This window comes from Neorhizobium sp. P12A (assembly GCF_008365395.1).
In the GTDB taxonomy this organism is placed as follows: domain Bacteria; phylum Pseudomonadota; class Alphaproteobacteria; order Rhizobiales; family Rhizobiaceae; genus Rhizobium.
The window spans coordinates 123,209-148,956 of sequence record NZ_QOVX01000011.1 but is presented as its reverse complement, the minus strand read 5'-3'; the positions used below and the strand labels follow the sequence as shown (position 1 = coordinate 148,956).

Genomic DNA, 25,748 nt, shown 5'->3' with positions numbered 1-25,748 from the left:
AGATGAATTCGAATGCCCTCGCAATCCCAGCACTGCTGATCCCTGTCCTGCTGATCCCTCCAACGTCCGCATTTGCCGACGTGCCGGTCATCGACAAGACCAATTACGAAGTCGCCAAGAAGACGGCCGACACAACCGACCAGATCCTCGAGACGAACAAGAACATCCTGGCCACCGTTCAGGACACGTTGAAGGCCGTGACCGGGGATCGCGGCAATACCGCCGGCCCCTTGAAGAACCTTGCGATCGGCAACGGCTTCAGCGTGTCCTCGGTCCCCTCGCTCGACAGCATCATCAAGGAGGGCGTGCCGAATTTCGGTTCGATGAGTGGCGATATCGCCAGGACCGCCGCCACCTTCATCAACGGCCTGCAACTGGTCAAATCGCTCTCCGGCAAGGACGACAGCACCTTTTCGGGAGACAAGTCCTATGAGCAGCTGGTCAATACCGTGCTCGGCGTCTCGGCCCTGATTACCGGATCGCAACAGGCGATCGCGACGCGCAAAAACGCCTTCGAACAGGCGGGAGCCCAGATCGGCACCGCCCAGGATATTAAGGGGTCGATCGACCAGAACACGCAATTGGAGGTGCAATCGGGCCTGACGCTCAACGAAATGATCGGTGTCATGAATGGCGCGGTCACCTCCCTCCAGGCGGAGAACCAGCGCCGGCTCACCGACATTTCCAATTCGAAGAAGGCGCTCGCCTATGGCAACTGAACCAAGGGCGATTAAAGCATGGACGATCACGGCGGCTGCAGCATTGTTGATCGGTTGCGGGCTGCTCGGCGGCTGCGGCACCGTCAAGGACAGGACCGCCCCCTGCAAACGGCCGGCGGGGCTCGCCTCCTTTGCCGAGGATCCAAGGCTTTCCTGTGGGCCCATGCGCCCCGTCAACGATCCAAAGGCCGCGTTCACGGCGATCGGTCTTACCGATCCCGATGCGTCTCCCGATCAGTTCCCAGCAAAGTACTAGAGGGCGTTGAGATGGAGGATTTTCTCGGCGACCTGCTGCGACGGATAGACGATTCCGGCACGAATTTTTCCCAGCAAGCCTATACCGCCGTCGGCAGCGAGATCATGCCGCTGCTGAAGGTCATGCTGGTGGCCTATGTCGCGTGGTATGGGCTGCAGCTTACCATGGGCACCGCCCGGCTTGGTGTCGGCGAGGTCATCGGCCGCATCGCGCGGATGATGATCATCTTTGCCATTGTCGGTTCCTGGGCGAACTTCAACACGCTCTTTTATCACTGGATCAACGATGCGCCCGAGAATGTCGGTCGCGCGATCCTTGCAGCGTCAGGGACAGGCGTCACCGAGCCGACCAACGGCATGTCGCAGATCTGGCAGACGGCCAATGCGGCGGCTTCCGCCTTTGCCGAGCAATCCGGCTATTTCTCCATCCTGCCCAGCATGATCGGCATCGTCATCCTCGTCGGCGCCGGCATCTTCATCGCCGTGGCCCTTGCCGTTCTCATCCTTGCCAAGGTGATGCTCTGGGTCCTGATCGGAACCGCACCGATCTTCATCGCCTGCATGCTGTTCGAGCGGACCCGCGGCTATGGCGTCGGCTGGTTCAACCAGGTCCTAACCTATGCGCTCATTCCCCTCTTCATCTATGTCATCGCCGCCTTTCTCATTGCGGCGATGAACCCGGAACTGGCGAAGATCAACGCGGCAAGCGGCGCACGCACCCTGACGCTCGCCGATGTCGCCGGCTTCCTGCTGCTCTCGATCGCCGGCGGTTTCGTCATGCTTTACATCCAGTCGATCGGCCAGGGCATTGCCGGCGGCATCGCGGTGGGGATCGGAAACGCTGCCGGCGGGATGTCGCACACTTTCGGACTAAAGCTGCCCGTCGCAACTGTAAGCAATAGCTTACGCGCCGGCAGATCAGCGTACCGCGCGGGGCAGGCAATCTCCAACCGGACGCGCGATATCGGCCGCGATGCGCGCTCCGGGACCCGGGCTGCGATGGAAGCCCAAATTTCGCGCCAGAGCACTCCACCCGATCTGAAGCAATGAAAGATAATCGATCATGGCAGAGACAAGCGACGCCGATCTGAGGAGCTATTACCAGAGCGGCGACATCTGGGAACAGGAAGTCGTCAAACGGGCCAAGCGCTCGCGCGACCTTGCCTGGTTCGTGACCGCGCTGTTCGGCGGCATCACCCTGCTCAGCCTGGCTGCCCTCGTGCTTTTGATACCGCTCAAGAGCTTCGAACCCTATATCGTCGAGGTCGACAGGAACACCGGTTACATCGAGGTAAAGACCGGCCTGACACGACCCTCGAACCTGACCGAACAGCAGGCGATCACCCAGGCCTACATCGTCCGCTTCATTCGTGCCCGCGAAGGCTACGATCCCTATGCGATCTCCGACAATTTCGGCATTGCGGCGCTGCTTTCGACCGGCAATGCCGCACGCGCGCTCGAAGAACTCTACAGCGCCGCAAACCCGAAGAACCCCGCCAAGCTCTATGGCAAGGTGAAGCGCGTGACGACGGAGATCGCCTCCGTCACCTTTCCGAACGCATCGACCGGCATTGTCCGCTTTGCGACGAACGAGCAGTCCGACACGGACACGGTCGTCAATCACTGGATCGCGGTGGTGCGTTATCGCTATACCGACACGCCGCAGACCAACGAATGGCGATTCGAAAACCCGCTCGGGTTTCAGGTGTATGATTATCGCCGCGATCAGGAAACGGTCACGGAGGACAATCCGTGACGAGAATTCCAGCAGCACCCGTTCTCGCCCCGATCATGCTTGCGGTCTCGCTGACCGGCACGGTCCGGGCAGCGCAAACGCCCTCTGCCGGCCGGTCCGACCCGAGGGTCACCAGCGTCGTCTACCAGCCGGACAATGTCGTCAAGGTCGCGGCCACCTACGGCATCTCGACGATGATCATCTTCGACGGGGACGAAAAATTCGAGACGATCGCCGTTGGCGATACCGACAGCTGGGACGTGGTGCCGACCGACAAGGGAAATATCCTGTTCGTCAAGCCGAAGGCGAAGAATGTCGGCACCAACATGAATGTCGTGACGAACAGGCGGATCTACTATCTCGAACTCAACGACTTTGCGCCTGAGGCCAACCGTCAGGTTTTCGGGATCCGCTTCGTCTATCCGGACAAGGATCTCAACGCGTCGCTGCGAAGGCAGGCGGAGGCCCGCGCCGGCTACCCCAACCTGTCCGGCATCCATAAGGAAAACATCAACATCGACTACTCCTTTTCCGGCGATCCGGACCTGAAGCCGCTGATGGTCTTCGACGACGGCGCGAAGACTTTTTTCAAATTCGGCGCCAGGGTGCCGGGGATCTTCGCGGTCAATTCCGACTACACCGAGACCTTGCGCAATTTCCGGCGCGAGGGCGACTACATCGTCGTCGACGGCACCGCCCCGCAATACACGTTGCGCGACGGCAGTGAATGGACCTGCATCTTCAATTTGGGCAAGCCGGATTTCGGGGCGCCGGATCCTGGCATCATGGGACCAGCCTTTGACAGCAAGGCCAGGCGGCGGCGTGGGAGTGGCAATCCATGAAGCGTTCGCCCGAACTTCAAGCCATGCTTGCTGCCGACGACAGCGAGGTGCGCGACAGGAGCGCCCGGCGCAGGCAATGGCTCACGGGCGCGGCACTAATCCTCGGCGGCGCAGCGCTCGCCTATATCGTCATCCTTGTACCGCAGAAGAAGAGCGGCGATGCTCTCAACAGTGACGAGGAATTTTCCACCACGACGTTCCGACCTCCGTCTTTCCTGCGCGATAACGAGAAGCCGAAGGAAAAGCCGGCGGACAATATCATCCACCTGCCGGACCCCCAACCGGAGAAAAAGCCGGACGAGACCGACACCACCGCGTTCAATGTTCCCCCGCCTCCCCCGGCCGTAGAACTGCCTCCGGCGCCCGAAAAGCCGGCCGAGCCATTCCCGAAGCGATACCTGTCGAAGCAGATCATCGTCGATAACGACAAGGCGGCCGACCAAGGCAATGCCCTGGCAGACGAAGGAGGCGCCGGCGGCCCCACGGTTGCCGGCGACGATCGCAACAGCAAGTTCCTGGCGACGGCTTCGACGATCGGCGACCGCTCCGCCAAGGCCCGGCAGCTCGGCCGGCTCGACGCCCTGATCCCGGAGGGAACCCTCATTCCAGGCATACTCGAAACAGCCATCAACAGTGATCTCCCGGGCGAGATCCGCGCTATCACGTCTGCCGACGTCTATTCCTTCGACGGCAGGCGGATCCTCATTCCAACCGGAACGCGCCTGATCGGCGAGTATCAATCCGATGTGACGCGCGGGCAAAAACGCATCTTCGTGATCTGGACGCGGCTTTTGCGCGATGACGGCGTCTCCGTTCGCCTGAACAGCATCGGCACGGACAGCCTCGGCCGCTCGGGGCTGACCGGCATCGTCGACAACAAATGGCGCGAGCGCTTCGGGTCGGCAATCCTGCTTTCGATTGTCGGTGCGGGTTCGTCCTACCTGACGGGCTATGGCAGCGGGTCCTATTCGACGGGAAGCGGCAGCGGCGAGACCGACGCCGATCGCGCCGCTGATCTTGCCAGAGAAACGATCGCCCAGACCTTTTCGAACATGGCCAATCAGGCGCTTGGCGAAAACCTGCATATTCCCCCGACGATTAGCGTCGCGCAGGGCGAGCGCATCTTCGTCTATGTCCGTCAGGACCTCGACTTCTCCGCGCTTTATCCGGACCCGGTCGAGCAGGCCATCAAGGAGATCAAGCATGAGCGAGGCATCCCTGCGGATCGTTCCCGGCAATGATCCCTATTACTTTCTGCGGCGGTCGCTCGCACCGCTTGTGAGATTTCTCGACGATCCGCAGGTGGTCGAGATCTCGGTCAACCGTCCCGGCGAGGTGTTTGTCGAACGCCTCGGTGCTGAGCATATGGAGTATCATGCCGTGCCCGAGCTGACGGCGGCGGAAATCGAACATATCGGCGAGCGGGTTGCAGCCGCCAGTGACCAGTTCATCAGCCATCTCAACCCACTGCTGAGCGCTGCCCTGCCGACGGGGGAGCGCATCCAGGTCATTCTTCCACCCGCCGCACCCGCGGGCGGGGCAATCTCGATCCGTAAACAGGTGATCAGCGACTTTTCGCTTGCGGACTATCGCAAGGCAGGCGGGCTCGACAAAGTCTCTGTTGCCTCCGGCGGCCTGACCGAGATCGAGCGCCAGCTCACCGGGCTCCTACGAACACACCGCATCCACGACTTTATCGAGACCGCGGTGCGCGGCCGCGTGTCGATCCTGATCAGCGGCGGCACATCGACCGGAAAGACCACCCTGCTCAATGCCTGTCTCAAAAGCATCGATCGGCACGAGCGGATCCTGACGCTTGAAGACACGCGTGAACTGACGCCGCCGCATCACAACGCAGTCCATCTCCTTGCCTCCCGGGGCGACCAGGGAACGGCACGGGTGACGATCCAGTCACTGCTGGAGGCATCGCTGCGCATGCGCCCCGACCGGCTCTTTGTCGGCGAGATCCGCGGCGCCGAGGCCTTCGCCTTCCTGCGGGCAATCAACACCGGCCATCCCGGCAGCATGTCGACGGTGCATGCGGACACACCAACGGGCGCCTATGAGCAGCTCGCCATGATGATCCAGGCGAGCCTGTCTTCGGGTTATACCAAGCAGGACCTGATGGCCTATATCCGCACTGTCGTTCCGATCGTCATCCAGTTGCGGCGTGACGGCGGGCGGCGCGGCGTCTCCGAAATCTACTATGCCCGGAATACGCCATGAAGCGGTCCGCCCTCGCCCTTCATCTGCTCTTCTCCCTGCTGACGGCGACGGCAACATGGATGCTGATCTACAGTCTCATCCTGCAATTCGTCTGGAAGGATGGCCGCGTCCTCCACCTGATGACAAGCTCCGACCCCTTCGTGCCGTTCCGGCAGCTTGTTCGATATTCCGCCGCCAGACCCTTGCAGCTCGCAGCCCTGACCGCTCTTGCCCCGGCCTTGGCCGTTGGGGCGGCAGTGGTGGCCTTCGGGATGCACCGTCCGTCAAACCCGCTTGGAGACGCCGCCTTCCAGGATCCGGCATCGCTGCGTCGTGGCGGCTGGTTTCGCAAGAGCGGCCACGTCTTCGGTCGATCCGGGCGGCATCTGCTTTGCCGCAACGACGACCGTCACCACCTCGTCATCGGCCCGACACGATCCGGCAAGGGGGTCGGCTACGTCATTCCGAATGCTCTGGTGTTTCCAGGGTCGATGATCGTCACCGACCTGAAGGGCGAGATCTTCAAGCTGACGGCGGGCTACCGCAAAGCCAATGGTCATGAAGTCTTTCTGTTTTCGCCCGGCAGCCCGAAGACGCATCGATGGAACGCGCTCGACTTCGTGCGCGCCGACCGCGGCAGCCGCACGATCGACATTCAGAATATCGCCGCAATCCTTATCCCGGAAAGCGCCGGTTCGGATAACGCCATCTGGCAGGGCATCGCCCAACAGGTGATCGCCGGCGTGATCAGCTATGTTTTAGAGAGTGTCCACTACGATGATCGCCGCACGCTCGGCGACGTGAACGCGTTCTTCAACACCGGTGTCGATCTGCAGGATCTGATGCGGCGCATAGAGGAACGGGAACCCGATCTGTCGCGCTTCACCAGAGACAGCTTCAACGCCTACATTGCATTGAACGAGAGAGCGGCGCGTTCGGCGCTGCTGGACATCCAGAAAGCCCTGTCGCCGTTTCGAAACGAGCGTGTGGTTGCGGCAACCAGCACGACCGATATGGATCTGACATCGCTGCAGCACCGGCCAATCACGATCTATCTTGCTCCGACGATCACCGACATGACGATGCTGCGGCCATTGCTGACGCTGTTCGTTCAGCAGGTCATGGATCTCCTTACCCGCAAGCACGATCCGAGCGCCCTGCCCGTCTATTTCCTGCTCGACGAATTCCGGCAGTTGAAGAAAATGGACGAGGTTCTGAACAAGCTGCCCTATGTGGCCGGCTACAACATCAAGATCGCCTTCATCATTCAGAACCTGAAGAACCTCGACGAGATCTACGGCGAGACTGCGCGACACTCGCTGCTCGGCAATTGCGGCCTGCAGATCATCCTCGGCGCCAATGACCAGGCGACAGCCGATTATGCGTCGAAAGCGCTCGGCAAGAAAACGATCCGATACCAGTCGGATACAAAAACGGTCGAGCTGTTCGGGCGGTCACGCCGCACGAAGGTCGAGCAGATCCGCGAGCGCGATCTGCTCATGCCGCAGGAGATCCGCCAGATGCCCTTGGACCGGCTGATCATCCTGGTCGAGGGCGAGCGCCCGATCTATGGCAGCAAGCTCAGATACTATGCCGACAAGCCCTTCCGGTCGACGGCCGACAAGGCCCGTCGGCTGAGGGTCGAGGTGCCGAACGTCGACCTTCCGATTGCCTCGCTCACATCGGCCATCGCCGATCGTGATCATACCGACGGCGGAGCTCGGCCCGGCAACGTCAGGGATGAGCTGGCCGACCCACCTGGCGCGCACGGCCGGACACCGCCGCGGGTGGCGTCTGCCATCCAGACGGGATCGCGAAATGCGCATTCCGGTTTTGACGATCCGACGCGACCTGCAGTCTCCGATCCGTTGGCCGATCGGTTAAAGGCAACCGAGGCGGTGCTGAGATCGGCCATATCGGAAACGCTGGCGGAGATGGCTCCTGTGCCGTCCGAAGCCAGAAAGACCATCGGGAATATCCTCGTTCATACGGTCCCCGATTGATCCGCCCCCCGTTCCTGACCGGCAGGAACGCAATACTCGACCATGGCCGCCTTTTGGAATGGTTCAGTCATCGCCCACCACGATAAAGTACCGGCTTTTGTCTCAGACTTTCGGCATTTCCGAGCCAGGGGACCCGCATTCCAACAAAGACGGCGATTTTCGCAAGCGTGATCGAACGGACCCCATCGCAGATCGCTGGACCGAAACGCGCCCAGCAAGGGGACCTAAATCCGCAGCCGCCAAGGAAATGGACACACGAGAACGCGATTGTGAGCTTCGCAAACCTTCTCCCCCAAACGCGCACAGCTGATCCTGCAGGTCTCGCCATCCCAAGACGCAACGGATGGTCAGCTGTTTGCCGGCTAAACGAACCTCTCCAGCATCTTGCGCAGCCGAAGATTCTCCTCGCGCAAATGCTCGGCCAGCAACCGCTTCAGCCGTTGATTTTCATTCTGCAGAAGAGCCAGTTCATCGAGCGTTGCTAATTCTCCGAGCGTTGGAGGATCGATCTTAGTCTTGCCCGTTTGGTTGACACGGTTTTTATCCGTGGCGCGCCGCGGTGCACCATCTTTGCTCTGGTCGGCTACGTCTTGGCGCGACGGGCGTTTGACGGTCGCATCTTGCCGAACCTCATCAGCAACGCTCTGATTGGAAGTCGTCTCCTTTGACGATCCCGGATCGCTTTCACCCTCTCCATCGAAAGCCGCCGCTGCGACGACGACTTTATCGTCGGGGCCATCTGTTGGATGCTGACGTTCAGTTCCGCTCGACGATGCGCGCAGCATGTCGACAGCCTTGTCCAGCTCGAACAGATGCGGCGCATCCGCGATTGCCTCGCGCACCAGTTCCTTGAAATCGGTGTTGCCCCAAATTGCGTTGGAGTGCTGAACCGGCCGCCGGCGCGCCGACTTGATCTCAACCACGAACTTGCGGTGTGATGTCTTCATGGGTCAATGTCTCGATTGGTGATCGGATGTTTTACGGATGGTCAAACCGCTCAAGCATTTTCTTGAGCTGGCTGTTTTGCAGTCGGAGCTTCCGGGCCAGTTGCTCTCTGAGGTCGCTGATTTCCTGGTCGAGACGGGTTGCCTCGCCAAAAAACGAATTCTCGCGCGGCGACGCCTGCGTGGCATCGTTGTCACCCTTTGCCTTTTGGCCGCCGGCCGCGGTGCGGGTCCGGCCTTTTTCTTTCGCCGTTACACGTTTTGTCCGCGCCACTGTCGGCGCGCTGTCATTTGCCGGTATCGACTGGACGGGTTGCGCCTCGCCTTGCGGCTGGCTTGGACGATCGACTGTTTCAGGTAAGACCTCTTGCGCCGCAACGGGCTCGGCGGGTGGCACCGCTCCGTCGTCGACCGGCGCCAGACTGCCTGAGGCCGGCACGGCGTGATCCGGCGATGCCGCCTCTTCCTCGTGAAATTCCGATCCCGCCTCCGGGGAACCAGGCGCGATCAAAAGCTGGGGCTGGTCCTTGACCGCCTCCGTCTGGCCGTCGCCCCCGGCGACGTCAGACGTCGCCTCGTGTTCCGGCCTCCGGCGCCGCGACGCCAATTCGGCAAGGAATTTCCATGGTGATTTCATCGCTTGAACCTTCAGCAACACGAATGCTGATGTTGCCGTCATCTTCGACCCGGGCCGGAAATGTCGGCCCGGGAAAAGAACCTATCGCAGGACACGAAACCGGATCGACCGGATTTCCGATGTTGCCCTGCCTGTCCGTCTACAAATCAATCGACACCCAGCCGCTTGCGCAGATGCGCGTTTTCGGCGCGAAGCTTTTCGGCGAGCGCCATGCGGAGCCTTTTATTTTCTTCTTCGAGCTGAATGAGGTCCGCCATCTCATCGAGAACAGGCGCTTCCGCTGTCGGCGCCGAAACGAGTTGCTTGACCGTCTGCGGCTTCGCAGGTCTCCCGCCGCGCTTTTTGACGGAACCAGCATCGGTGGCGGCCGCGGCCGCTTCTGCTGCTTTCTCTCCACGCTTGCGACGGGTGGTTTTTGCGGGTGTTGTGGCAGCGGTCGAGGTTTCTGACACGGAGGCACCGGCAGCATTCTTCGCGCGTCGCGGGGCGCGCTGTTTTTTTGGTTCCGCTGCTGTTGCGGATGCAGACGCATCTGCAGCTTCGGTGTTTACCGTCATCTCGTTCTCGTCAGCCATGAATTGTCTCCTTGTGTGGTAACAATTCTTTCCACTGCGCAAAGATCGATGTCAACTAGGGCCTGTCGTTTCACGATATTGCACGTGCCAACAGAATCGACGGCGCGGCAACGACTAACCCGTCTCAAGTGGAGGCGGCCAGACCGGTTTCATCACCGCCGCCTGCGCGCCGGTTGCGCTTCGCTATCGCGTTTCCTCAAGGGGGCAATCTCGGGCTTCACTCACAGTGACCGCCTGCCCGACGACGCGCGGATCAAGAGATCATCCTCAATAGTTCCAGCTTCGGTGTTGGCTTCGAAATGAAGCAGACACCGCTCTCAAGATCCGCATGGGATAGCTTGATCACGCCCGACGTCACGACAATCTTGATCGCGGGCCAGTGGGACCTCACCGTCCTGACCAGCCCTAAACCATCCATCGTCCCTGGCATGTCGATGTCCGTAACCAGCGCGTCGATGTCGTTTCTTTTCAGGAGCACAAGGGCCTCGTCCGCGTTGGCCGCCTCCATCACCCGGTGCCCGGCCTGTTCGAGAAAGTCGACAGTGTGGAATCGCAGCCGGTCTTCGTCTTCGACAATGAGGACGCGTGCTGTTGCGCCGCGCCTCTCACGGACGCTGTGGACATAATTCATCACGTCCCGGCCATCCGCCGACGCGCGGGTTTGTTCAAGCAGATCACGCTCCAGAACCGCCTGTTCCCAATGGGTCCTGTCTTCGAAGAAGGGGCGCCCTGCCTGCTCCCACAGGGCGTAGGCCCGTGCGGCGATCCATTCGTTCCTGTCGTCATCCATTGAAGAGCCAATCTGTTATCGAGAAAATCTGGGGCTTCGAAATATTCATCCCGTCCCGTCCAAAATCGCCCGGCTGATACGGTATGAGCCAGGGTTGCGACAGACGGTGGGAAATACGGGCGGAGACGCCCAACTGTGCTTTACACAAGATTTCAGGGCAGCATTGAAACTGACGTCTGAGCTGCAAGTTCCCACGCCAGCGTAAATTTGAATCAGATCGTCCCTGGGCAAGGCACGGAGGAAACGCGCCAGTCCGCCATATTTTTCAAGACCGCCGGTCATGTCCGGATCGCATGCCGGACAGGCATCCTCACGCGCAAGTGCCGATGAAACCGATCCATCACGCCGCTTTGCCGAGGTAATCATCCAGCCTGTCCACTGGGAACGCGGCCTTAGCAGGCTCAGGCGCCGACCCTGGCGCCTGGACCTATCCGAGCGATCGGGACGCGATCGAAGCAGCGACGGCTACGCCGCCGATCCTGCGCCCGGAATGTGATGGCGAGCGGACGCAGGGCAGTGAATGCTAGCGGTCGTGATCGTCACCGTCCCGGCGAATATGTTCATCCGCGTTTCGGCGAGGACTTGGTTGCCGGGGGACGTCTTCTCGGTTCGGCGAGGAGTGCTGCATATCGCCTGCGTTTTTTCCCTTGGTGTGGTCCTCTGGCCTGTCGGCAAGACGCTCGCTCTCAGTCTCGTGCATGAGCGTCGAGCTCCGCGTCGCCTGGTCACGACGCCCGCCATGACCCGATCGATCCCGCAGGTGATCTGCCGCGGCAATGGCGCTTTTCAGTTCCACATCGACTTCAGCGATTTCGCGGATGAGGCTGTTTCCGGCCGCGCCGAGTTTCGCCGCGCGCGTGAGCTCGTCATTCAAGCTTGCCCGCAAGGCGTTGGCGTCGTCGGCGATCTCGCGCCTGTCGGCAAGCGCGATCCTCTGCCGGTAGTACTCGACCGCAAGCATGGCCTCGTTGGCCACTTCAACTGTCTTCAAGCCATGGCGGGCAACCGCCTCTTCCCAGCGTCGGTCGTCGGCAGTCAGGGCCGCCCGGTCTCTGGCAGCAGGCGCGCCGTCGCGTTCGGCTTCTTCCATCATCTCGCGCCGAACCTCGACATGCGCACGCGCCGCAGTCGCAATCTCCCTGAACCTGTCGCGGGCGGTCTCCGCCACCAGACGCTCTGCCTTGGACAGCGCCATCTCGACCCGCTTCTCGTAGATCTCGAATTCCGGTCGTGTCATCGCGTTCATGTCATCAATCTCCAAAAGCCTGGACAGGTTTGCCAATTCCATTTTCAACTGCGGCGGTGATTGATCGGCAGCGCGCCGAGAAGGAACGCCCTGTCCTTCGGCTCTGTCGGCCGTTTCGAACCGGGAGAGCTGGTCCCGCGCAAAATCTCGGACCCGCGCGGCCTCGCTCGCCCGGGTGAGCCGATGCCACTCGCCCCGTGCCGCATCTGCATAGGCCCTGCTTGCCTGCGACAAGGCTCTTTGCGGCGCGTCCGCCCGTTTCTCGTCATATCGCCGCTGGGCCGCCAGGCTCGTTCCCACATGCTGCGTGCGCCCGACATGGTTCGTCGGACGAACCTGGTTTCGGCCATATGCAGGTGCATTTGCCCGCTCCCGCCGGTCGGTCATTTCCATGTCGATGCCCTGCGCGCGAGCCTGCATCGCAAGACCCTCGCGCCAGCGCCGAAACGAGGCAATGGTCGTCTCGATCCGCTCCCCGTCCTCCGAGCGCATGGCGACGACCGCGTGAACATGCACGTGCGGTCGCCGGCCACCCTGCCCCTCGCCTTTCGGATCGTCGAAGGGATCGTGGAGCGCAAAGACGTAGCGGTGGGATGCGAATTCGCTCGCAAGGAAGTCCCGGGCCGCTGCGCGGAACGCTTGCCGGTCCGTCCCGGCCCTCGCCGACAAAACGAGATGCATGATGTCTCTTGGCCTGCGGCTGTGAAGTTGATGTCGCCATTCCTGCTGGACGAGGTCGCCTGCCTGCCTGCTGTCAGAAACGCGTTGACCGTCCCCGGTCTCGACCGCGCCTGCGTGTCTGTCGACGAGGCTGCGGAGACGCGCCGTGCCGTAATCGACGCCATTCCCGTAACCGGTGAAGCGGAAATCATCGATGGTTTGACCGGCCACGCTGGCAGCACTCATTCTTGCGCGGACAATGTCGGCGGCCTTTGCATCGGCGGTCAGCCGTTCGCCCTGCCCATCCCGAAGCACGACGACGCCTTCGATCCGATAACGGCCGTCCTCGCCGCGAGAAACGTTGAACGCAAAGGAACGATTGCCAAGACCGGATTTCAGAATTGCGCGTGCCTTGTCGAAATCGCCGTGATCGCTGCGTACCGGTTGGCTGACCCGCATCCGGAATACGCCAATATCCCGGCTCTCGGCTCTTGCGCTCATCAGGTCTTCCCAAGCAGGACCAATGGAAGCGATCTCGCTTTTGCCTCTCAATACCTCGCCAAGATGGTTTTCGATCGCAATCTCGCCATTGCGCGCGACATAGGAGATCATGGCGCCAAGCCGCGCCCTTCCCCCGAACGACGCAACCTTGACCACGGCCGGTTGACTTCCCCGCGCAAGCGCCCCGAACCGCTGTGACATCGGACGCGCCGCGACCTGGCGCTGATCGCTCTGCGGAAAGCCCGAGCCGCTTCTCTTCGTTCGCCGTCCGTCGAAATTGCGCTCGCTCCCCCCGACCCGGCGGCGTCGCAACTCTTCCTCCCAACGTGGCCCAGCACCAAGGCTTCGCTCATGCAGAAGCACCGCCCGCCGCTGTTCCCACTCAAACAGGAAGGCACCCAGGAAGATCTCCATCAGAGCATTCTCCGGCGCTTGCCGCGCCCGTTGCCGGCAAGTCGCTTCACTTCGATGCCGATGGCCGCCACAACGGCGCGCAATTCTATCAGGAACCTTAAGGCCTCACTCTCACTCTCATTCTCCCTCTCACTCTCCTTCGCCCCGTCGCGATGCGCCATCCGCGTCATCGCGTTCAAATCCAGTCGCACATTTCGCAACTCCTGAAACAGGAGATCGAAGATCAGGCGATCGTCGTCGTTCAGGAACGGTTCCACGCCCGCGCCTTCGAGCGCCAGCGAACGAAGGAAGGCCGATACCGTCATCCCCGCCTGCTTGGCCGCCAGGTCGACGGCGAGAGCCTCCGAAGCCGAAAAGCGTGTATGAATGATCGCCGTCTTTCGTTGACGGGTCCCTGTCGACGCTCTCTCGGCCGCTATTGTCTCGGCCGCTATTGTCTCGGAATGCCGCATGCCTGCCATCCGATCGCCTTGCACCAGGCTCGCCGCAGGCGTTATCGACGGCCCGTCCGTCGATCGTCAGCAAATTTGTATCACAAATTTGCGTATCCTGCCAAAACCAGCCAAAACCAGCCAAAGGCAGACTTTACTATATTTGATCTAACTTTCAACCCGCATCGTCGACTGACGCCCGCCCCCAGGACACCGCACACCGTCCGCATCGCAATGGCCCGTGTACGGGAGCTGCGGCGATTTTCTAGAATAAATCGCTGTTATCGGATGATTATCAACGAGTTCAAGTTGGCATAATGCATTGACCCACGACCGTCCGTAACGGCCAGGCGACAGAACAAAAGGCGCCGATCCAGACCTTGACGAAAGCAGAAGAACCGAACAATATTTGTTCCATTCGCAAGCCAAGTGGACTGGGACGCCGGCCGGTCTCAGAACGGCGGTTCCGGATCGATGCGGCCATCGAGTTCGGCCAGGATGACTTCCAGTTCGGCGCGTGCGAGGTCGAGTTCGGCCGCGATGCGGCTCCGCTCCTCTGCCGTCATGGCGTTGCGTGCTTCGGCGCGCAGTTCCTCGATATGGTCTTCGATGGTCATCGTCGTCTCCTTGACGTGGTGTGAAAGATGACGACCGTCCGGTGGGCAGGCGAAGACAGGTCAAGGCTCGTGAACACGACCGGCAAAGCCGGCGTGCGGAGGTGCCGATTTTGTTGGAGCGCAATGCAATGGAGCGGAGAGAAAATTGGAGGGGCCGCGCGGCCTTGAGCTGTCTTTGCCTGTCCGCCAAGATCGAAGGATCTGAACAGACAGGTTTCCCTCTCGCGGGGCACCGTCTGAGAGCGCCGCGGCCTGTTGTGCGGGAGCTGTGGGCATGAGACGATTTCGGCTGGGGGACGTCGAATGCGACGAGGAGGACGAGGCTTTCCAGGGTCTGGTGCTGCAGGCTCATGGCAGCAAAGTCAGGCTGCTCTGCCTCTGCAGGCCGTCGGGCATACCGATGTATATTGCCGACATCGGCAGCCAGCTTGTGGTCAAGCGCATGCCGCTGACGGGCGGTGACCACGACCCGACCTGCCCGTCCCATGAGCCGCCCTACGAACTGACCGGGCTCGGACCTCTCGTGAACACGGCGATCAAACTCGATGCTTCGGCAGGAATCGCCTCCCTCAAGCTCGACTTTCCCCTTTCCAAACAAACCGGTTCGCGCAACGGGATCGCGACCGCGCATGCAGCAGACAGCGTCAAGAGCGAAGCGAGGAAGCTGTCGCTGCGCTCGCTCCTGCATCTCCTATGGCATGAGGGTGGCTTGACCGAATGGACAAGCCGCTGGACGGGACGACGGCATTGGTGGCAGGTCTACCATCATCTGTCGCAGGCGGCGCGTATGATGGAGATTCGGGGTGAAAGTCTCGGGGAGCGGCTGTATATCCCGGAACCGTTTCGGGCCGACTGCAAGGCCGCGATCGAGCAGCGCCGGGCGGGGAAGCTGTCCGGGCTCTATCAGCCGTCCGAGGGCCGGAAAAAGCTGATGCTTTTGATCGGAGAGATCAAGGAATTCGGGTCCGCGCGGAGCGGAAAGCAGCTGGTCGTCAAACACATGCCGGGCTTTCGCCTCCATCTGGAAGAGGCAGGCTGGCGTGCCTTGCAGAGGCGGTTCGAAACCGAACTGAGGCTCTGGGAGAGCGGTCAGGACGGGCATCTCGTCGCCATTTCGACAGTCGCCGGATCGGCAGGCGGCCTGGCAACCGTCAACGAGATCGCGCTGATGGCCGTGACCGGGCAATGGCTGCCGATGGAAAGCGTCTCCGAGCAGAGACTGCTCGGCCACCTGGCACGATCGACGTCGAAGTCGGTGAAGGGACTGCGTTTCAACCTGCCTCGGGACCAGCCCATCGCCAATGCGATCCTGCCCGACCTAAAACCAAAACCCATGGCGCTCTATATCGTGCCTGCGGGCGCCGACGCGACGTTCGAGACGACGCTGCGCGATATGATTGCGGCACGACCCGACCTGTCGGCATGGGTTTGGCGTGTCGCGGAGGGCGACCTGCCGCCGCTTCCCCGTCTGAACGAGGAGGACTATCGTTCCACGGGACCCTCGAGGAGCCCGTCATAGACCTCCATCAAGGCATTGGTGATCGCCTGGCCAAGGGCATTGCCGGCGACACGGATGTCTTCCTCGGCACCGTCTTTTGCAGCGCTTGCAAGCTCAAAACCCTGCTCGCTGACGATCTGCTTGGCGACCTCGATCGCCCAAAGCCCGAAGTCTCCACGGCTGGCTATATCGATGGTGTCTGTCATTGTCGCTCCGCTATCTCTGCGGCCGATATAGAGGGGAAGACAAGGTTTCGCCAGCGCGGCGACCGGCAGGATCGGCCGCACTTTCATCAATCGTGTGAATCGATGGGCGGCGACCGATTCAAAACTGTCGTTGGACAGGGCAGATGGGCCTGGGCGATTTTGTCTGCATGTCCGACCATCCTGATCGCCTCTACTGGCAGCGTATCGACAGGGCCAAGAACATGGCGCGCTACTATGCGCTGGCCATTCAGCCGACGCTGTTCGGCGAGGTCGCCGTTGTTCGTTGTTGGGGCAGGATTGGAAAAGGCGGCGGAGAAAAGAGCGACATCTTCAATACGGAGCGGGAGGCGGCTGCCCACTTCCGCGCTCTGGCGCTCAAAAAGAGCAAAAAGGGCTATAAACCGGTCGGAACCTGTGGAAAGACGGCAATCGGCAGCGATCCGGAGACGACAAACCCGTGACAGGACAAGATTCCGGTGCAAAGGATTCCTGGCATTCCACGGGGAGACATCATGACCACCACCAATGAAATCGCAGACAAGATCGCCGCCGACCACGGGCTGACCAAGGTTCAGGGCAAGGCGATCGTCGAAGCTGTCTTTGCAGCCGTTACGGCAGCCGCCACCGCCGGCGCCGAGACATCGATCCCGGGCTTCGGCAAGTTCAAGGTCAAGGAAACGCCGGAGCGGGAAGCCCGCAATCCGGGGACTGGCGCCATGATCAAGGTCGCAGCCGCCAGGAAGCTCACTTTTACGCCGGCAAAGGCGCTGAAGGATACAATGAACAAGTAAGCCGCGGTCGCCGCAGGCAGGCGTCCCAGACACCGCAGCGCAAAACGCGCGGGTCAAGACCTGCAAGGACAGGACTTACAGGACAAGACTTGCATGCTGGATGGCCGGCCCTTATCGGGCCGGCCATCGGTTTTCAGGCAGGGTTGTTCCAGAGGATCACCTTGCGGTTGGGTTCGCCGCCTGGCGCCGGCGCCAGGTTCCCGAAAATGACGCCGATCTCCGGCGCTTCGAGTTTGACCGAGAGATATTCCTCGCCGGTCTGCCGGGCGATACGGTTCCAGCCGGCACCGATCTCGAAGCCGGTCTTCTTGTGGATGATGCGGTAGTCGGGAGCCTCTTCGCTTGCCTTGTTGGTATTCGGGATGATGGCGATCGGGGCGTTGACCCGGATCGTGGCAAAGATGCCTTCGAGACTGCCGTCGTTCTTCTGCGTCAGGGTTGCGATCGTGGTGGCCATGTGACGTCTCCTTCGGTTGATCGGGACCATTCCCGATGGCGCCCGAAGAAGGCGCCGCGCCGCAGGCGTCACCGGCGCATAAGCGCCGGGAAACCCCTTGCGGGTTGACGCAGATGACGGCCGGTGCCTTAGACAGGCGACAGAAACAAGGGAATGGTCTCCAAGCGGGACCGCATCGAGACCTCGCGTTGCCCACCCATGTGACCTGGCCGCAAATCGGCCTCGGCCCGGAGGCCATTCCTGTCCCGGGTTCACAATGGGCCGTTTCGCAGACCGCAGGAGCGCCAACAGACGGGGTGTTAGATGTCGTCCGCGCGGCGTGGGGCGGCCGTCCATGCCGCCGAGCCACAATGAAAGGCCGAACCAGACTGCCTGACGGACAACTCGGGCCTTCGAAACTCCCGATTCAAGCCTTCCACGCAGGGATCCGGGTGCTAGCTTTCCAGGGATGCTTCAACAATTCCGGCTGGAGGAACCATGTCAAAGGACATCAGGGCGGCACTGGTCAAGATCACGGGCCGGGTCCAGGGCGTCGGCTACCGGGCCTGGGTGCAAGCGGAGGCGCTGGATCTCGGCCTGACCGGATGGGTTCGAAACGAAAACGACGGCAGCGTGCAGGCTCTCGTCGTCGGCACGGACGGGTCTGTTGCCGACATCCTGGAACGGTTTCGAAAAGGACCCCCAGGCGCAATAGTCCGTTCCGTCGAGCAGCACGACACGTCGCTTGCCGAACCGCCGACGGATTTCCGCATAACGAAATGAACCGAAACGCCGATCGACAACGGGGACGTGCCGATCGCTGCCCGTCCTTAAGGCTGGCGAAAGATAAGGCGGTTAGCTTTTGAGAACCGGGCGGCCATCCCGCCAAGAACAACCGCCCGGAAAGCACGATGACGTCATGTCATCTCGCTTTTCTCTGTGTCGTAGCGATCAGGTTTCGGGGTTTGCTTTCGACGGTTTGCACCGTATGGAAGCGCCCCGTCACCGCGCTGCGACGAGTTTGATTGATTTCGTCATTCTCATCACCCTCGAACCCCGACTGCAGTCCGCCGCCTGGGCGCAGCCGGGAATGTGCGAATCACTCGTCAACCAGGTGAATTATCCGCTCGACAGGATGGCGAGTAAACGGCGGGCTTGAGAATGCGGCGCTCACGCGCCGCCTTCCCTGATCTGCAGGGCTGGAATGCCGAGTTGGCGCGCCTTGTCGGCAAGATTGCCGGTGATGCCGTTGCCGGGAAAGACGATCAAGCCGACCGGCATGACCGACAGCATCGCGTCATTGCGACGGAAGGGAGCGGCCTTGGCGTGTTTCGCCCAGTCCGGCTTGAAGATGACCTGCGTCACCTTGCGGGTGTCGGCCCAGCAGGCGGCGATACGCTCGGCGCCTTTCGGCGCGCCACCGTGGAGAAGGACCATGTCGGGGTGCTTGGCATGAACCTGGTCGAGCGTCTTCCAGATGCGCAGGTGATCGTTATAATCCATGCCGCCGGCAAAGGCGATCTTGGTGCCGGGTGGAATCAGAACCTCGGTCTCGGCCCGCCGGCGGGCCGAAAGAAAGTCTCTGGAATCGATCACCGCCGCAGTCATCTGCGCGTGATTGACCCTGGAGCCCGCATGCGGGCGCCAGGCCGAGCCGGATTGTGCCTCGAAGAGGTCGGCGGCGAAGTCCCGCATGAATTCGAAGGCATTGCGCCGTTCGAGCAGCGATATCCCTTCGGCGATCCGACGTTCGAGCTCGACGCTTTTGACCTCCGAGCCGTCCTGTTCGCGCTGGCCGGACCTTTGTGCGTCCTCGTTGCGATCGAGCTCGCGCTGGACACGCTCGCCGGCGCGATGGAAAAGGTTGACGACGGACCAGAGCAGCCCCTCGAGATCGGGCTCCATCCGCGTGTCGCCAAAAATCTCAAACAGCGCGTCGAAGATCGCCGTGAGCGCGGCGGAGACGACAGGCTCCTCCGGAAGCGGTCGCTGATCGGGCTCATCCTCAAAAGGACGATGACCAAAGAGCTGCATCTCATAGATGACCTCGCCGGTCGGCGAGGGCGCGTGACCGGGTTCGATATCGTCTTTGAAGGGAAGGGAAAGGTTCATGCTGATCTCCATCCGGTTACGGCCGCGCCTCTCGCGGCCTGACGGCGGACCGATGCATGCACAGACGGGTTGGAACCGCGGTGCCTGGCGCCGCGGCCCAGCGCAGCGCCGGGCGGCGGAAGGAGGGTTTCTTGGCTTGGGCGAGGAGTGCCGGCGAAAGCCGGCACGGGGAAGAAACCCGGATGACCCGCTGAAAGCCCGGCTTTCGCATGCCAAGGGTAGCGCCTGAGCAGGCCCGCGGGCGCGCGCCCGCTTCCGATCGGAATCCGCAGGACCTGGCCTTCTGCGAAAGGCGGTCCGACGCTACCCACGGCTCCCGTCATTGTGCCGGCCGCAAGGCGGCTGCGTCTTCCGGTGCGATTTGATCGCGCAGGTGTGCCAGCAATCGATCGGAACCGAGATGGAGCAGATCCTCGTTGAAATCGCCAAGTTCCGGATTGAGAACCTGCGTTCTGATGCCGAGCGCCTCTGCGCGCCGGCGCAGCGTTGAGACCGCGCGGCGGCCGGCTGCGTCCGCATCCCCGGCGATATAGAGCCGCAGACATCCGGCAGGTGGCACGAAGGCAGCAAGATGGGCGGCGGAAAGTGCGGCCGCCATCGGCATGCCGGAAACCACCTGCGACAGCGAAAGAACGGTCTCGAGCCCTTCGCCCACGACCGCAGCGACGACATCGCCGTCCGGAGGAAACCGGAAGCGCACGGCGTTGCCGAGCAGATGGCCGAGCGCGCGGCGCGGATCTTCGATCCTGGCCTTTCCCTGGCCCCGCGGATCAAGAAAGGTCCGATGGATTGCGGTGACCTCGCCGATGGAATTGGTCACCGCCGCCACGAGTGCAGGAAAACGGAGCGAACGACCTGTTTTAAGGTCGCGGCAATGACAGGCCGGATGAAACCGAAGTGCGGCATGGTCTGCTGCCCCGTCGATGCCACGACCACACAGATAGCGCTCGGCAAGGGTGCCGGCGATTGGCCGTGTCATCGAAAGCAGACGGCGGGCGCGCTCCGGCGAGGCCCCGCCGTCCCGCCAAACGGGCCGGCCGGTGTCATCGAGGGGTCTCGTGGCCGCGGGAAGCCTGAGAAAGTGGCGGGCCTCGGCGGCGACATCGCGAAAGGCGTTCAGCCCGCCGCTCTCGCGGATGAGATCAAGAAGGTCGCCATATTGGCCGGTCGCCGCATCGGTCCATCGGCCCGCCCGCGGGCCGGTCAGACGAATATAGAGCGATCGGCCGCTATTGTTGGCGACGTCACCGACGATCCAGTAGTTGCCGGCCCGGCGACCGGCAGACAGATAATGGCGACAGACCGCCTCGGCGACCAGCGCCAGGCGATCTGCCAGCTCCTCAGCCGATAGGCCGAAGCCGGGATCATCAATCGGATCCGACATTATCTGCTCGCGCCTTCGAGAAGTTTTCCGGCTTTCCCCTCCAGTTCAAGCCGCGTGTCCTGGTTGGATTTGTCACGCGCAAGCGCGGTGATGCCCTGGACGAAGTCGAAGACGCTTTCGGGCGGCCGGCCCTCTTCCCTGAGAACCGTTTCGATGATCCCGGCTGTCTCCCCCTTCGAAAATCCTCGCCTGCGGAGAAAGGCGTGGCGATCCTCCTCGCTGCGGGCGACGATCCGTTCCCGTGCGGCCTTGATGCCTGCAACGAACGCGCCCGGAGAGGAGTTCGCAAAGCGAGCGAGCGCTGGCGCCGCCTCGTGCGCGAAACGGTCGGCGGCAAACTTCGAATGCCGGATGCTGATCTCCTCGAAACTCTCCGCGCCCCAGATGTTGCGGTTGGCGCAGACGGCCCGAAGATAGAAGGATGCAATCCCGAGCGTCTTCGATCCGACCTCGCTGTTCCAGGCGTAGAAACCACGGAAGAACAGATCCGGTTCGCCGTTCGGCAGGCGTCCGGCCTCGATCGGATGGGTGTCGTCGACGAGGAAGACGAAGACGTCGCGATCCGAGGCATAGAGCGTCGTCGTATCCTTGGTGATGTCGACAAACGGGTTGTGCGTCATGCTCGCCCAATCCAAGAGCCCCGGCACCTTCCAGATCGTGTCGCCGGTTCCGTTGCCGGCGAACTTCATCACCGCAAGGACGAGTTCGTGGTCCCAGATCCGCCCATAGTCCGGTCCGGTGACGGCGCGCAGCTCGGTGCGGCCGTCCTCCATCTCCAGCGTCTTGACCAGTTCCGCGCGGTGCTGAAGCAGTCCGTGCTGCAGATTGAGTGCGGACAGCGGTGCCGGCAGCCGGCGGAGATAGGCGGCGGGAGCGCCAATCAGGCTGCAGAGCTGGCCGTAACTCCAGTGTGTCGGTGCGATCGGCCGGTCCTTTCCCGGAACGATCAGTTCCAGACGTTCGGCATTGTCGCGTGTCGCCTCGACACGGATCGCAGCGCTCTCGACGGTGCTAACCTGCGCATGATCGGCGCGGCGTTTGACTGCGCAATAGAGTTCGCCAAGCGAAAGATAGCGTTCGTCGTCGGGACGCAGGAACCATTCCGACGAAACCCAACCAATGCGCTGCCCTCTCGAAATATCGACCTTGAAGCCGGCTAATGTCTGCGTTGAACCAAAATCCGTGTTGCTCACCAGGTTATCTCCTCAAACAGGAACGCCCGGCTGATCTGCCAATGCAGGGCCGGGGCGCGATGCGTTTCTGGGAAAGAGCCCGGCCGGATGCCGGGCGCGTTGCGACGAAAGTGGAATGCTATTCGGCGGCCTCGTTGTGAGGATGGTCGCCGCCATCGGACCATTCGCCGGTCTCGTTGCGGGAGCTGTCATCCGGATCGGCGCATTCCCCGGTTTCGAGCGACCCGGTTCCGAGCGACCCGGTTTCGATTGGCTCGAGATCGGGACCCTCGGTTTCATCGGCCGTGGTCGAGGCATCGGGGTTGAAGATTGCGAGGGGGGCGACCGCGTTGGCGGCACGGAGAAGCTCAGGAAGCCATTCGATGTCCTGAAGCAGACGTTCGCCTTCCGCTGCCATGTCGATCTTCTTCAGGTGGCTGATGCGCCGGGCGGCCTCTTCGCCTCTGGCTTCGCGAACCGATTGCAGGATCTGGGCCTTTGTGACGCGTCCGAGATAGTTGTCCACCGTCGGCTTCCATCCGGCCTTGATCATGTCGAATGCGATCGACAGGGCGAGTTCTTCGGCATGGGCGATCGCGCGCGGTCGCCTGTTCCATGGCTCGACGGCAGCGTTCAGGCAAAGCGAGGCGCAATGGGCAAGAAGCGCCTGTTGGCTGGCCTCATCGAGAGCGATGAGATGGCCAAAGACCCCGCCCGGATCTTTGGGAAGATCCCGTCCCCAGGCCGCATGCCGCGCTTCGATGTCCCTTGCCCAGGGCGTGTCGGCAAGGCCTTGCGTCTGCGCGAAGTTGGTGATCTGGAGGTTGAACTCGAGGCAGGTTTCCGAGGCGTAGGGATAGAAGGTCTTCAAGACGAAGGCATGCAACACGGCGGTGAAGGCCATTGCCGGCTTCTGCGCCAAGGCGTTGCGCATGGCGACCGTGCGGGTGGCCGTCAGGTCGAGGATCAGGCGATCGGAGAGCGGCCGGATCGCTTCTTCCTCATCCTCGTCGCTCCGCGCTCCCGTCGATGGGCGAACCGCGGCGTCGCCGGCGATGCCGGGGTCCTGATCGGGGTCTTCATCAATAGAGACACTGTCGCCCGGCTCGACGGGCGCCTGGTCTTGCGGCAGAAGAAAGCCGCGCTCGACCTTCAATTCGCCATTGGCTGAAAGCGAAACGAAGGCGCCCCCACGGGCGACGTCGGCCTGGGGAAAGACGATCGGCCGTTCGTTCAGTCGGTCGAGCTCCGCGCCGAGCTGCTCGAGCCGTCGCTCGGTTTCCTCGCTATAGGCTTCGGCTTTGGCATACTCGGCATCGAGCGCGTCATAGTCGCCTTTCAACCGGTCGAAGGTCGCAAGCTCCACTTCGGACCATTCGGTCGGCTCGCCATAGAAACGACCCAGTGCCAGGGCGTGGCCATGGGGAAAGTCGAACGCGGCCTCGACCCATTTCCACCCCTCCTCCGTCCTTATGCGCTCAGCATCGGCATTGAGCTTTGCAATGGCAAGTTGCTCGAGCAGCGGCGGATCCTGAAGCCAGCCGCCCTGATCCTGTTCGAACAGGTCGCGCAGCACGACACCGCCGGCGGCCTCGTAGTCCGCGACGCCGACATAGACCGCACGACGGTCGCTGGCGCGGATCGCGGTTTCCGTCAGCAACCTGCGAATATGGTAGGGATCGCGAAACGACTGGCGCGACAGCGCCTCCCAGACCTCTTCCTGGCGGTCATGGTTCTCGGTAATCGAAAAGGCCATGATCTGTTCAAGCCTGATCTCGTTATCGGCATAGAGCGCGAGCAGGCGCGGCGAGACCGAGGCCAGCCGGAGGCGCTGGCGCACCACCGCCGGCGAAACGAAGAACCGTGCAGCAATTTCCCCGTCGCCGAGCCCCTGTTCCCGCATGGTCTGAAAGGCGCGATACTGGTCGAGCGGATGCAGGTCGGCCCGCTGAAGATTTTCGGCCAGCGAATCCTCGACTTCGAGCGTCTCGCTCGTGCTTACGATGCAGGGGACAGCGGCGTTCTTGGACAGCCGCTTCTGCAGGACGAGCCGTTCGAGCGCGCGATAGCGTCGTCCGCCGGCAGGGATGCGGAACATGCCGGTTTCCCTGCCATCGGCGTCGACCTCTGCCCGGACGGTGAGGCTGGTGAGCAAGCCGCGACGGGCAATGTCCTCGGCCAGATCCTCGACGGAGATGCCAGCCTTGATCCGCCGGACATTTTGCTGGCTAAGGATGAGCTTGTTGAACGGGATGTCGCGTGCGCTGCTGAGTGTGATGTTCGGCATATTCTGCGCCATGATGGTTTCTCCACGACGGGCCGGCCGGATCTCTCTCCAAGCCTCCCAACCCGTCACCCCGCCCCTGCCCCCTCTCCCTCTGGACAGGACGCCCGGCCGCCGCGACAGGCTCCGCCCGGGTCCGCCACGCCCGTCGGCCGGGACCCGGGCGTTGTTGTTTCGGCGCGCAAAAGCGGATTCCCCATTGTTTTCGCGAACTTGTTTCGCCGCTTCGAAAACCCGGCAAGGGCGACCGTGGCTGGCGCAATTGACAAGCGTCAAAGGCGCTCAACATAGACGTCATCGACACTGGAGGGCACAGGGATGACCTATTTCGAAGAAACGCGCCGCATAGGCTGTCAGAATGCCAGTGGACGACCACTGGTGATCATCGAGCAGCGCAAATGGGCGGTCGGCAAGACGACGGGAAACGCGAAGGCCCCGGTTTATGATTACATGACCGAGGACGGCGACATCGCCAGCAAGCTCGATGACGAGACCTTCCTCCTGTTGATGACGGACGAGGTTTTTCACAGGGCCTGAACCTGTGGCGGCACGCTGGCAAGATGATTGCCCACGCGGCTGGAGCAGGGCTGAGATGGCGGTGATCCCGTTGATGTCGATGGAGCGATGACTTTGTTGGATTGATCACGATCAGGGCCGGAAAAGCTTGCTCTCTGTCACCTTTGCTTCATATTTCGCGCCTACGGGGAGATCGCAGGAGGCTCGAAGCATGACCAAAGCCTGGACGGTCAGTCGCGGACCTATTGCGGCGAACGAGATTGGCATCGAAAAAGCCAATGCGATCAACTTATTGCTTGTTCGCCCGATCGGCATTTTGCCGACCGTGCCCGGCGATCAGATCAGACCTTTTGCGGTCGGGCTGTTTGACGAGATCCGTCTTCTCCTCAAGCCTGACATTGCGGTCACGACGTTGCGTCGCGCGGTCGCGGCTTTTGTGCATTCCAAGCGCTATTATTTTGCAAGCGCCCAGCCCGATGCCATGCGTCACGATATCGATGGAAACAGCGTCGAGGCGATCGCCGAGGCGGATCGCCTCATCGCACAGCAGCGGTTCCTGACATTGCAGCGCACCCGTGCGCAACCGGATGGCACCCAGTCTGGTTCCAGCGCCGGAGCGGGGCAGAAAAGGGCCAGCGCCGACAACGTCCCCTCCGATGGCTGAGATCTCCGTGGCCGTAGCGCGGTCCCGCTGCGTGCGGCAACTATGGTTAAAAAACCGTAAATAGCTGTTTTTCCTGACATAATCCGGCATTTGTACGGCTGACAACGGATC

General features: G+C 61.9%; 28 protein-coding genes. 15 read left to right on the top strand and 13 right to left on the bottom strand.

What is annotated here, in order from left to right; all coding sequences use genetic code 11:
* Nucleotides 1–2: 2 nt before the first annotated feature.
* Genes DTW90_RS25315 through DTW90_RS25280 form a run of 8 tightly spaced genes read left to right on the top strand, consistent with a single transcriptional unit; the run spans nt 3 to nt 7,759 of the window.
* Nucleotides 3–719: a type IV secretion system protein gene (locus DTW90_RS25315; protein WP_149341833.1), complete on the top strand. Its 717-nt coding sequence runs from the start codon at nt 3–5 to the stop codon at nt 717–719.
* Nucleotides 709–975: a hypothetical protein gene (locus DTW90_RS25310; RefSeq protein WP_149341831.1), complete on the top strand. Its 267-nt coding sequence runs from the start codon at nt 709–711 to the stop codon at nt 973–975. Before DTW90_RS25315 ends, DTW90_RS25310 begins: the two co-directional genes overlap by 11 nt.
* Before the next feature lie 11 nt (nt 976–986).
* Nucleotides 987–2,024, top strand: a complete 1,038-nt coding sequence (locus DTW90_RS25305) for a type IV secretion system protein (RefSeq protein WP_149341829.1) — start codon at nt 987–989, stop codon at nt 2,022–2,024.
* Between the two features lie 13 nt (nt 2,025–2,037).
* Complete coding sequence (locus tag DTW90_RS25300) at nt 2,038–2,730, top strand: type IV secretion system protein (RefSeq protein WP_149341827.1); 693 nt, start codon at nt 2,038–2,040, stop codon at nt 2,728–2,730.
* Between the two features lie 35 nt (nt 2,731–2,765).
* Nucleotides 2,766–3,551 carry a TrbG/VirB9 family P-type conjugative transfer protein gene (locus DTW90_RS25295; RefSeq protein WP_149341911.1) on the top strand — a complete coding sequence of 262 codons (786 nt, stop codon included), beginning with the start codon at nt 2,766–2,768 and terminating at the stop codon, nt 3,549–3,551.
* Nucleotides 3,548–4,792, top strand: coding sequence for a type IV secretion system protein VirB10 (gene virB10 / locus DTW90_RS25290; RefSeq protein ID WP_149341825.1), 1,245 nt, complete (start codon nt 3,548–3,550; stop codon nt 4,790–4,792). The genes DTW90_RS25295 and virB10 overlap by 4 nt, the downstream gene beginning before the upstream one ends.
* On the top strand, nt 4,755–5,777 hold the full coding sequence (gene virB11 / locus DTW90_RS25285; RefSeq protein ID WP_149341823.1) for a P-type DNA transfer ATPase VirB11: 1,023 nt from the start codon (nt 4,755–4,757) through the stop codon (nt 5,775–5,777). The genes virB10 and virB11 overlap by 38 nt, the downstream gene beginning before the upstream one ends.
* Complete coding sequence (locus tag DTW90_RS25280) at nt 5,774–7,759, top strand: type IV secretory system conjugative DNA transfer family protein (RefSeq protein ID WP_149341821.1); 1,986 nt, start codon at nt 5,774–5,776, stop codon at nt 7,757–7,759. Before virB11 ends, DTW90_RS25280 begins: the two co-directional genes overlap by 4 nt.
* Before the next feature lie 362 nt (nt 7,760–8,121).
* Here the strand turns inward: DTW90_RS25280 and DTW90_RS37215 are convergent, their stop codons facing one another.
* From DTW90_RS37215 to DTW90_RS37210, 7 genes are all read right to left on the bottom strand, one after another.
* Nucleotides 8,122–8,706 carry a hypothetical protein gene (locus DTW90_RS37215; protein WP_188080036.1) on the bottom strand — a complete coding sequence of 195 codons (585 nt, stop codon included), beginning with the start codon at nt 8,704–8,706 and terminating at the stop codon, nt 8,122–8,124.
* A 31-nt stretch (nt 8,707–8,737) separates the two neighbouring features.
* Entirely contained in the window at nt 8,738–9,340 is a 603-nt protein-coding gene (locus DTW90_RS25270) for a hypothetical protein (protein ID WP_149341817.1), read from the bottom strand.
* Nucleotides 9,341–9,486: 146 nt separating this feature from the next.
* Nucleotides 9,487–9,915: a SyrB-like regulator gene (locus tag DTW90_RS25265; protein ID WP_149341815.1), complete on the bottom strand. Its 429-nt coding sequence runs from the start codon at nt 9,913–9,915 to the stop codon at nt 9,487–9,489.
* Nucleotides 9,916–10,168: 253 nt separating this feature from the next.
* On the bottom strand, nt 10,169–10,705 hold the full coding sequence (locus DTW90_RS25260) for a response regulator (RefSeq protein WP_149341814.1): 537 nt from the start codon (nt 10,703–10,705) through the stop codon (nt 10,169–10,171).
* A 523-nt stretch (nt 10,706–11,228) separates the two neighbouring features.
* Entirely contained in the window at nt 11,229–13,526 is a 2,298-nt protein-coding gene (locus tag DTW90_RS25255; RefSeq protein WP_149341812.1) for a conjugal transfer protein TraA, read from the bottom strand.
* Nucleotides 13,526–13,978, bottom strand: coding sequence for a mobilization protein (locus DTW90_RS25250; protein WP_149341810.1), 453 nt, complete (start codon nt 13,976–13,978; stop codon nt 13,526–13,528). Before DTW90_RS25250 ends, DTW90_RS25255 begins: the two co-directional genes overlap by 1 nt.
* Nucleotides 13,979–14,409: 431 nt before the next feature.
* Nucleotides 14,410–14,574 carry a hypothetical protein gene (locus DTW90_RS37210; protein WP_188080035.1) on the bottom strand — a complete coding sequence of 55 codons (165 nt, stop codon included), beginning with the start codon at nt 14,572–14,574 and terminating at the stop codon, nt 14,410–14,412.
* Nucleotides 14,575–14,848: 274 nt separating this feature from the next.
* Between DTW90_RS37210 and DTW90_RS25245 the strand changes: the two genes are divergently transcribed.
* Complete coding sequence (locus DTW90_RS25245; protein ID WP_149341808.1) at nt 14,849–16,093, top strand: DUF1173 domain-containing protein; 1,245 nt, start codon at nt 14,849–14,851, stop codon at nt 16,091–16,093.
* On the opposite strand, the gene DTW90_RS25240 is transcribed toward DTW90_RS25245, so the two are convergent.
* Nucleotides 16,057–16,278: a hypothetical protein gene (locus DTW90_RS25240; RefSeq protein WP_149341806.1), complete on the bottom strand. Its 222-nt coding sequence runs from the start codon at nt 16,276–16,278 to the stop codon at nt 16,057–16,059. The two genes, DTW90_RS25245 and DTW90_RS25240, sit on opposite strands and share 37 nt — an antisense overlap.
* A 143-nt stretch (nt 16,279–16,421) precedes the next feature.
* On the opposite strand from DTW90_RS25240, the gene DTW90_RS25235 reads away from it, so the two are divergent.
* Together DTW90_RS25235 and DTW90_RS25230 are read left to right on the top strand one after the other, a co-directional pair.
* Nucleotides 16,422–16,739, top strand: coding sequence for a WGR domain-containing protein (locus DTW90_RS25235; protein ID WP_246665029.1), 318 nt, complete (start codon nt 16,422–16,424; stop codon nt 16,737–16,739).
* Nucleotides 16,740–16,790: 51 nt separating this feature from the next.
* Entirely contained in the window at nt 16,791–17,069 is a 279-nt protein-coding gene (locus DTW90_RS25230; RefSeq protein ID WP_132525521.1) for an HU family DNA-binding protein, read from the top strand.
* A 133-nt stretch (nt 17,070–17,202) separates the two neighbouring features.
* Here DTW90_RS25230 and DTW90_RS25225 read toward each other — a convergent pair whose 3' ends face one another.
* Nucleotides 17,203–17,526, bottom strand: coding sequence for a DUF736 family protein (locus DTW90_RS25225; protein WP_132525523.1), 324 nt, complete (start codon nt 17,524–17,526; stop codon nt 17,203–17,205).
* 477 nt (nt 17,527–18,003) lie between these two features.
* Between DTW90_RS25225 and DTW90_RS25220 the strand changes: the two genes are divergently transcribed.
* Complete coding sequence (locus DTW90_RS25220; protein WP_149341804.1) at nt 18,004–18,288, top strand: acylphosphatase; 285 nt, start codon at nt 18,004–18,006, stop codon at nt 18,286–18,288.
* 387 nt (nt 18,289–18,675) lie between these two features.
* On the opposite strand, the gene DTW90_RS25215 is transcribed toward DTW90_RS25220, so the two are convergent.
* A complete protein-coding gene (locus tag DTW90_RS25215; RefSeq protein ID WP_149341802.1) occupies nt 18,676–19,617 on the bottom strand; it encodes a DUF2493 domain-containing protein in 942 nt (313 codons plus the stop codon).
* Between DTW90_RS25215 and DTW90_RS25210 the strand changes: the two genes are divergently transcribed.
* Complete coding sequence (locus tag DTW90_RS25210) at nt 19,616–19,846, top strand: hypothetical protein (protein ID WP_149341800.1); 231 nt, start codon at nt 19,616–19,618, stop codon at nt 19,844–19,846. The genes DTW90_RS25215 and DTW90_RS25210 overlap by 2 nt on opposite strands.
* Before the next feature lie 90 nt (nt 19,847–19,936).
* Here the strand turns inward: DTW90_RS25210 and DTW90_RS25205 are convergent, their stop codons facing one another.
* The 3 genes from DTW90_RS25205 to DTW90_RS25195 all read right to left on the bottom strand — a co-directional run bounded on the left by DTW90_RS25205 (nt 19,937) and on the right by DTW90_RS25195 (nt 24,472).
* Nucleotides 19,937–21,001: a toprim domain-containing protein gene (locus DTW90_RS25205; RefSeq protein ID WP_149341798.1), complete on the bottom strand. Its 1,065-nt coding sequence runs from the start codon at nt 20,999–21,001 to the stop codon at nt 19,937–19,939.
* Nucleotides 21,001–22,194: a DUF932 domain-containing protein gene (locus DTW90_RS25200; protein WP_149341796.1), complete on the bottom strand. Its 1,194-nt coding sequence runs from the start codon at nt 22,192–22,194 to the stop codon at nt 21,001–21,003. Before DTW90_RS25200 ends, DTW90_RS25205 begins: the two co-directional genes overlap by 1 nt.
* A gap of 118 nt (nt 22,195–22,312) precedes the next feature.
* Entirely contained in the window at nt 22,313–24,472 is a 2,160-nt protein-coding gene (locus tag DTW90_RS25195) for a ParB/RepB/Spo0J family partition protein (protein WP_149341794.1), read from the bottom strand.
* Between the two features lie 303 nt (nt 24,473–24,775).
* On the opposite strand from DTW90_RS25195, the gene DTW90_RS25185 reads away from it, so the two are divergent.
* Nucleotides 24,776–24,994: a hypothetical protein gene (locus DTW90_RS25185; protein WP_149341791.1), complete on the top strand. Its 219-nt coding sequence runs from the start codon at nt 24,776–24,778 to the stop codon at nt 24,992–24,994.
* Nucleotides 24,995–25,184: 190 nt separating this feature from the next.
* Nucleotides 25,185–25,637: a ProQ/FINO family protein gene (locus tag DTW90_RS25180; RefSeq protein WP_149341789.1), complete on the top strand. Its 453-nt coding sequence runs from the start codon at nt 25,185–25,187 to the stop codon at nt 25,635–25,637.
* Nucleotides 25,638–25,748: the final 111 nt, after the last annotated feature.

Excerpts from the sequence above, each read along its gene's own strand:
- DTW90_RS25315 (WP_149341833.1), top strand. The coding sequence starts at position 3 with ATGAATTCGAATGCCCTCGCAATCCCAGCACTGCTGATCCCTGTCCTG.
- DTW90_RS25310 (WP_149341831.1), top strand. The coding sequence starts at position 709 with ATGGCAACTGAACCAAGGGCGATTAAAGCATGGACGATCACGGCGGCT.
- DTW90_RS25305 (WP_149341829.1), top strand. The coding sequence starts at position 987 with ATGGAGGATTTTCTCGGCGACCTGCTGCGACGGATAGACGATTCCGGC.
- DTW90_RS25300 (WP_149341827.1), top strand. The coding sequence starts at position 2,038 with ATGGCAGAGACAAGCGACGCCGATCTGAGGAGCTATTACCAGAGCGGC.
- DTW90_RS25295 (WP_149341911.1), top strand. The coding sequence starts at position 2,766 with ATGCTTGCGGTCTCGCTGACCGGCACGGTCCGGGCAGCGCAAACGCCC.
- virB10 (WP_149341825.1), top strand. The coding sequence starts at position 3,548 with ATGAAGCGTTCGCCCGAACTTCAAGCCATGCTTGCTGCCGACGACAGC.
- virB11 (WP_149341823.1), top strand. The coding sequence starts at position 4,755 with ATGAGCGAGGCATCCCTGCGGATCGTTCCCGGCAATGATCCCTATTAC.
- DTW90_RS25280 (WP_149341821.1), top strand. The coding sequence starts at position 5,774 with ATGAAGCGGTCCGCCCTCGCCCTTCATCTGCTCTTCTCCCTGCTGACG.
- DTW90_RS37215 (WP_188080036.1), bottom strand. The coding sequence starts at position 8,706 with ATGAAGACATCACACCGCAAGTTCGTGGTTGAGATCAAGTCGGCGCGC.
- DTW90_RS25270 (WP_149341817.1), bottom strand. The coding sequence starts at position 9,340 with ATGAAATCACCATGGAAATTCCTTGCCGAATTGGCGTCGCGGCGCCGG.
- DTW90_RS25265 (WP_149341815.1), bottom strand. The coding sequence starts at position 9,915 with ATGGCTGACGAGAACGAGATGACGGTAAACACCGAAGCTGCAGATGCG.
- DTW90_RS25260 (WP_149341814.1), bottom strand. The coding sequence starts at position 10,705 with ATGGATGACGACAGGAACGAATGGATCGCCGCACGGGCCTACGCCCTG.
- DTW90_RS25255 (WP_149341812.1), bottom strand. The coding sequence starts at position 13,526 with ATGGAGATCTTCCTGGGTGCCTTCCTGTTTGAGTGGGAACAGCGGCGG.
- DTW90_RS25250 (WP_149341810.1), bottom strand. The coding sequence starts at position 13,978 with ATGCGGCATTCCGAGACAATAGCGGCCGAGACAATAGCGGCCGAGAGA.
- DTW90_RS37210 (WP_188080035.1), bottom strand. The coding sequence starts at position 14,574 with ATGACCATCGAAGACCATATCGAGGAACTGCGCGCCGAAGCACGCAAC.
- DTW90_RS25245 (WP_149341808.1), top strand. The coding sequence starts at position 14,849 with ATGAGACGATTTCGGCTGGGGGACGTCGAATGCGACGAGGAGGACGAG.
- DTW90_RS25240 (WP_149341806.1), bottom strand. The coding sequence starts at position 16,278 with ATGACAGACACCATCGATATAGCCAGCCGTGGAGACTTCGGGCTTTGG.
- DTW90_RS25235 (WP_246665029.1), top strand. The coding sequence starts at position 16,422 with ATGGGCCTGGGCGATTTTGTCTGCATGTCCGACCATCCTGATCGCCTC.
- DTW90_RS25230 (WP_132525521.1), top strand. The coding sequence starts at position 16,791 with ATGACCACCACCAATGAAATCGCAGACAAGATCGCCGCCGACCACGGG.
- DTW90_RS25225 (WP_132525523.1), bottom strand. The coding sequence starts at position 17,526 with ATGGCCACCACGATCGCAACCCTGACGCAGAAGAACGACGGCAGTCTC.
- DTW90_RS25220 (WP_149341804.1), top strand. The coding sequence starts at position 18,004 with ATGTCAAAGGACATCAGGGCGGCACTGGTCAAGATCACGGGCCGGGTC.
- DTW90_RS25210 (WP_149341800.1), top strand. The coding sequence starts at position 19,616 with ATGCTGATCTCCATCCGGTTACGGCCGCGCCTCTCGCGGCCTGACGGC.
- DTW90_RS25215 (WP_149341802.1), bottom strand. The coding sequence starts at position 19,617 with ATGAACCTTTCCCTTCCCTTCAAAGACGATATCGAACCCGGTCACGCG.
- DTW90_RS25205 (WP_149341798.1), bottom strand. The coding sequence starts at position 21,001 with ATGTCGGATCCGATTGATGATCCCGGCTTCGGCCTATCGGCTGAGGAG.
- DTW90_RS25195 (WP_149341794.1), bottom strand. The coding sequence starts at position 24,472 with ATGGCGCAGAATATGCCGAACATCACACTCAGCAGCGCACGCGACATC.
- DTW90_RS25185 (WP_149341791.1), top strand. The coding sequence starts at position 24,776 with ATGACCTATTTCGAAGAAACGCGCCGCATAGGCTGTCAGAATGCCAGT.
- DTW90_RS25180 (WP_149341789.1), top strand. The coding sequence starts at position 25,185 with ATGACCAAAGCCTGGACGGTCAGTCGCGGACCTATTGCGGCGAACGAG.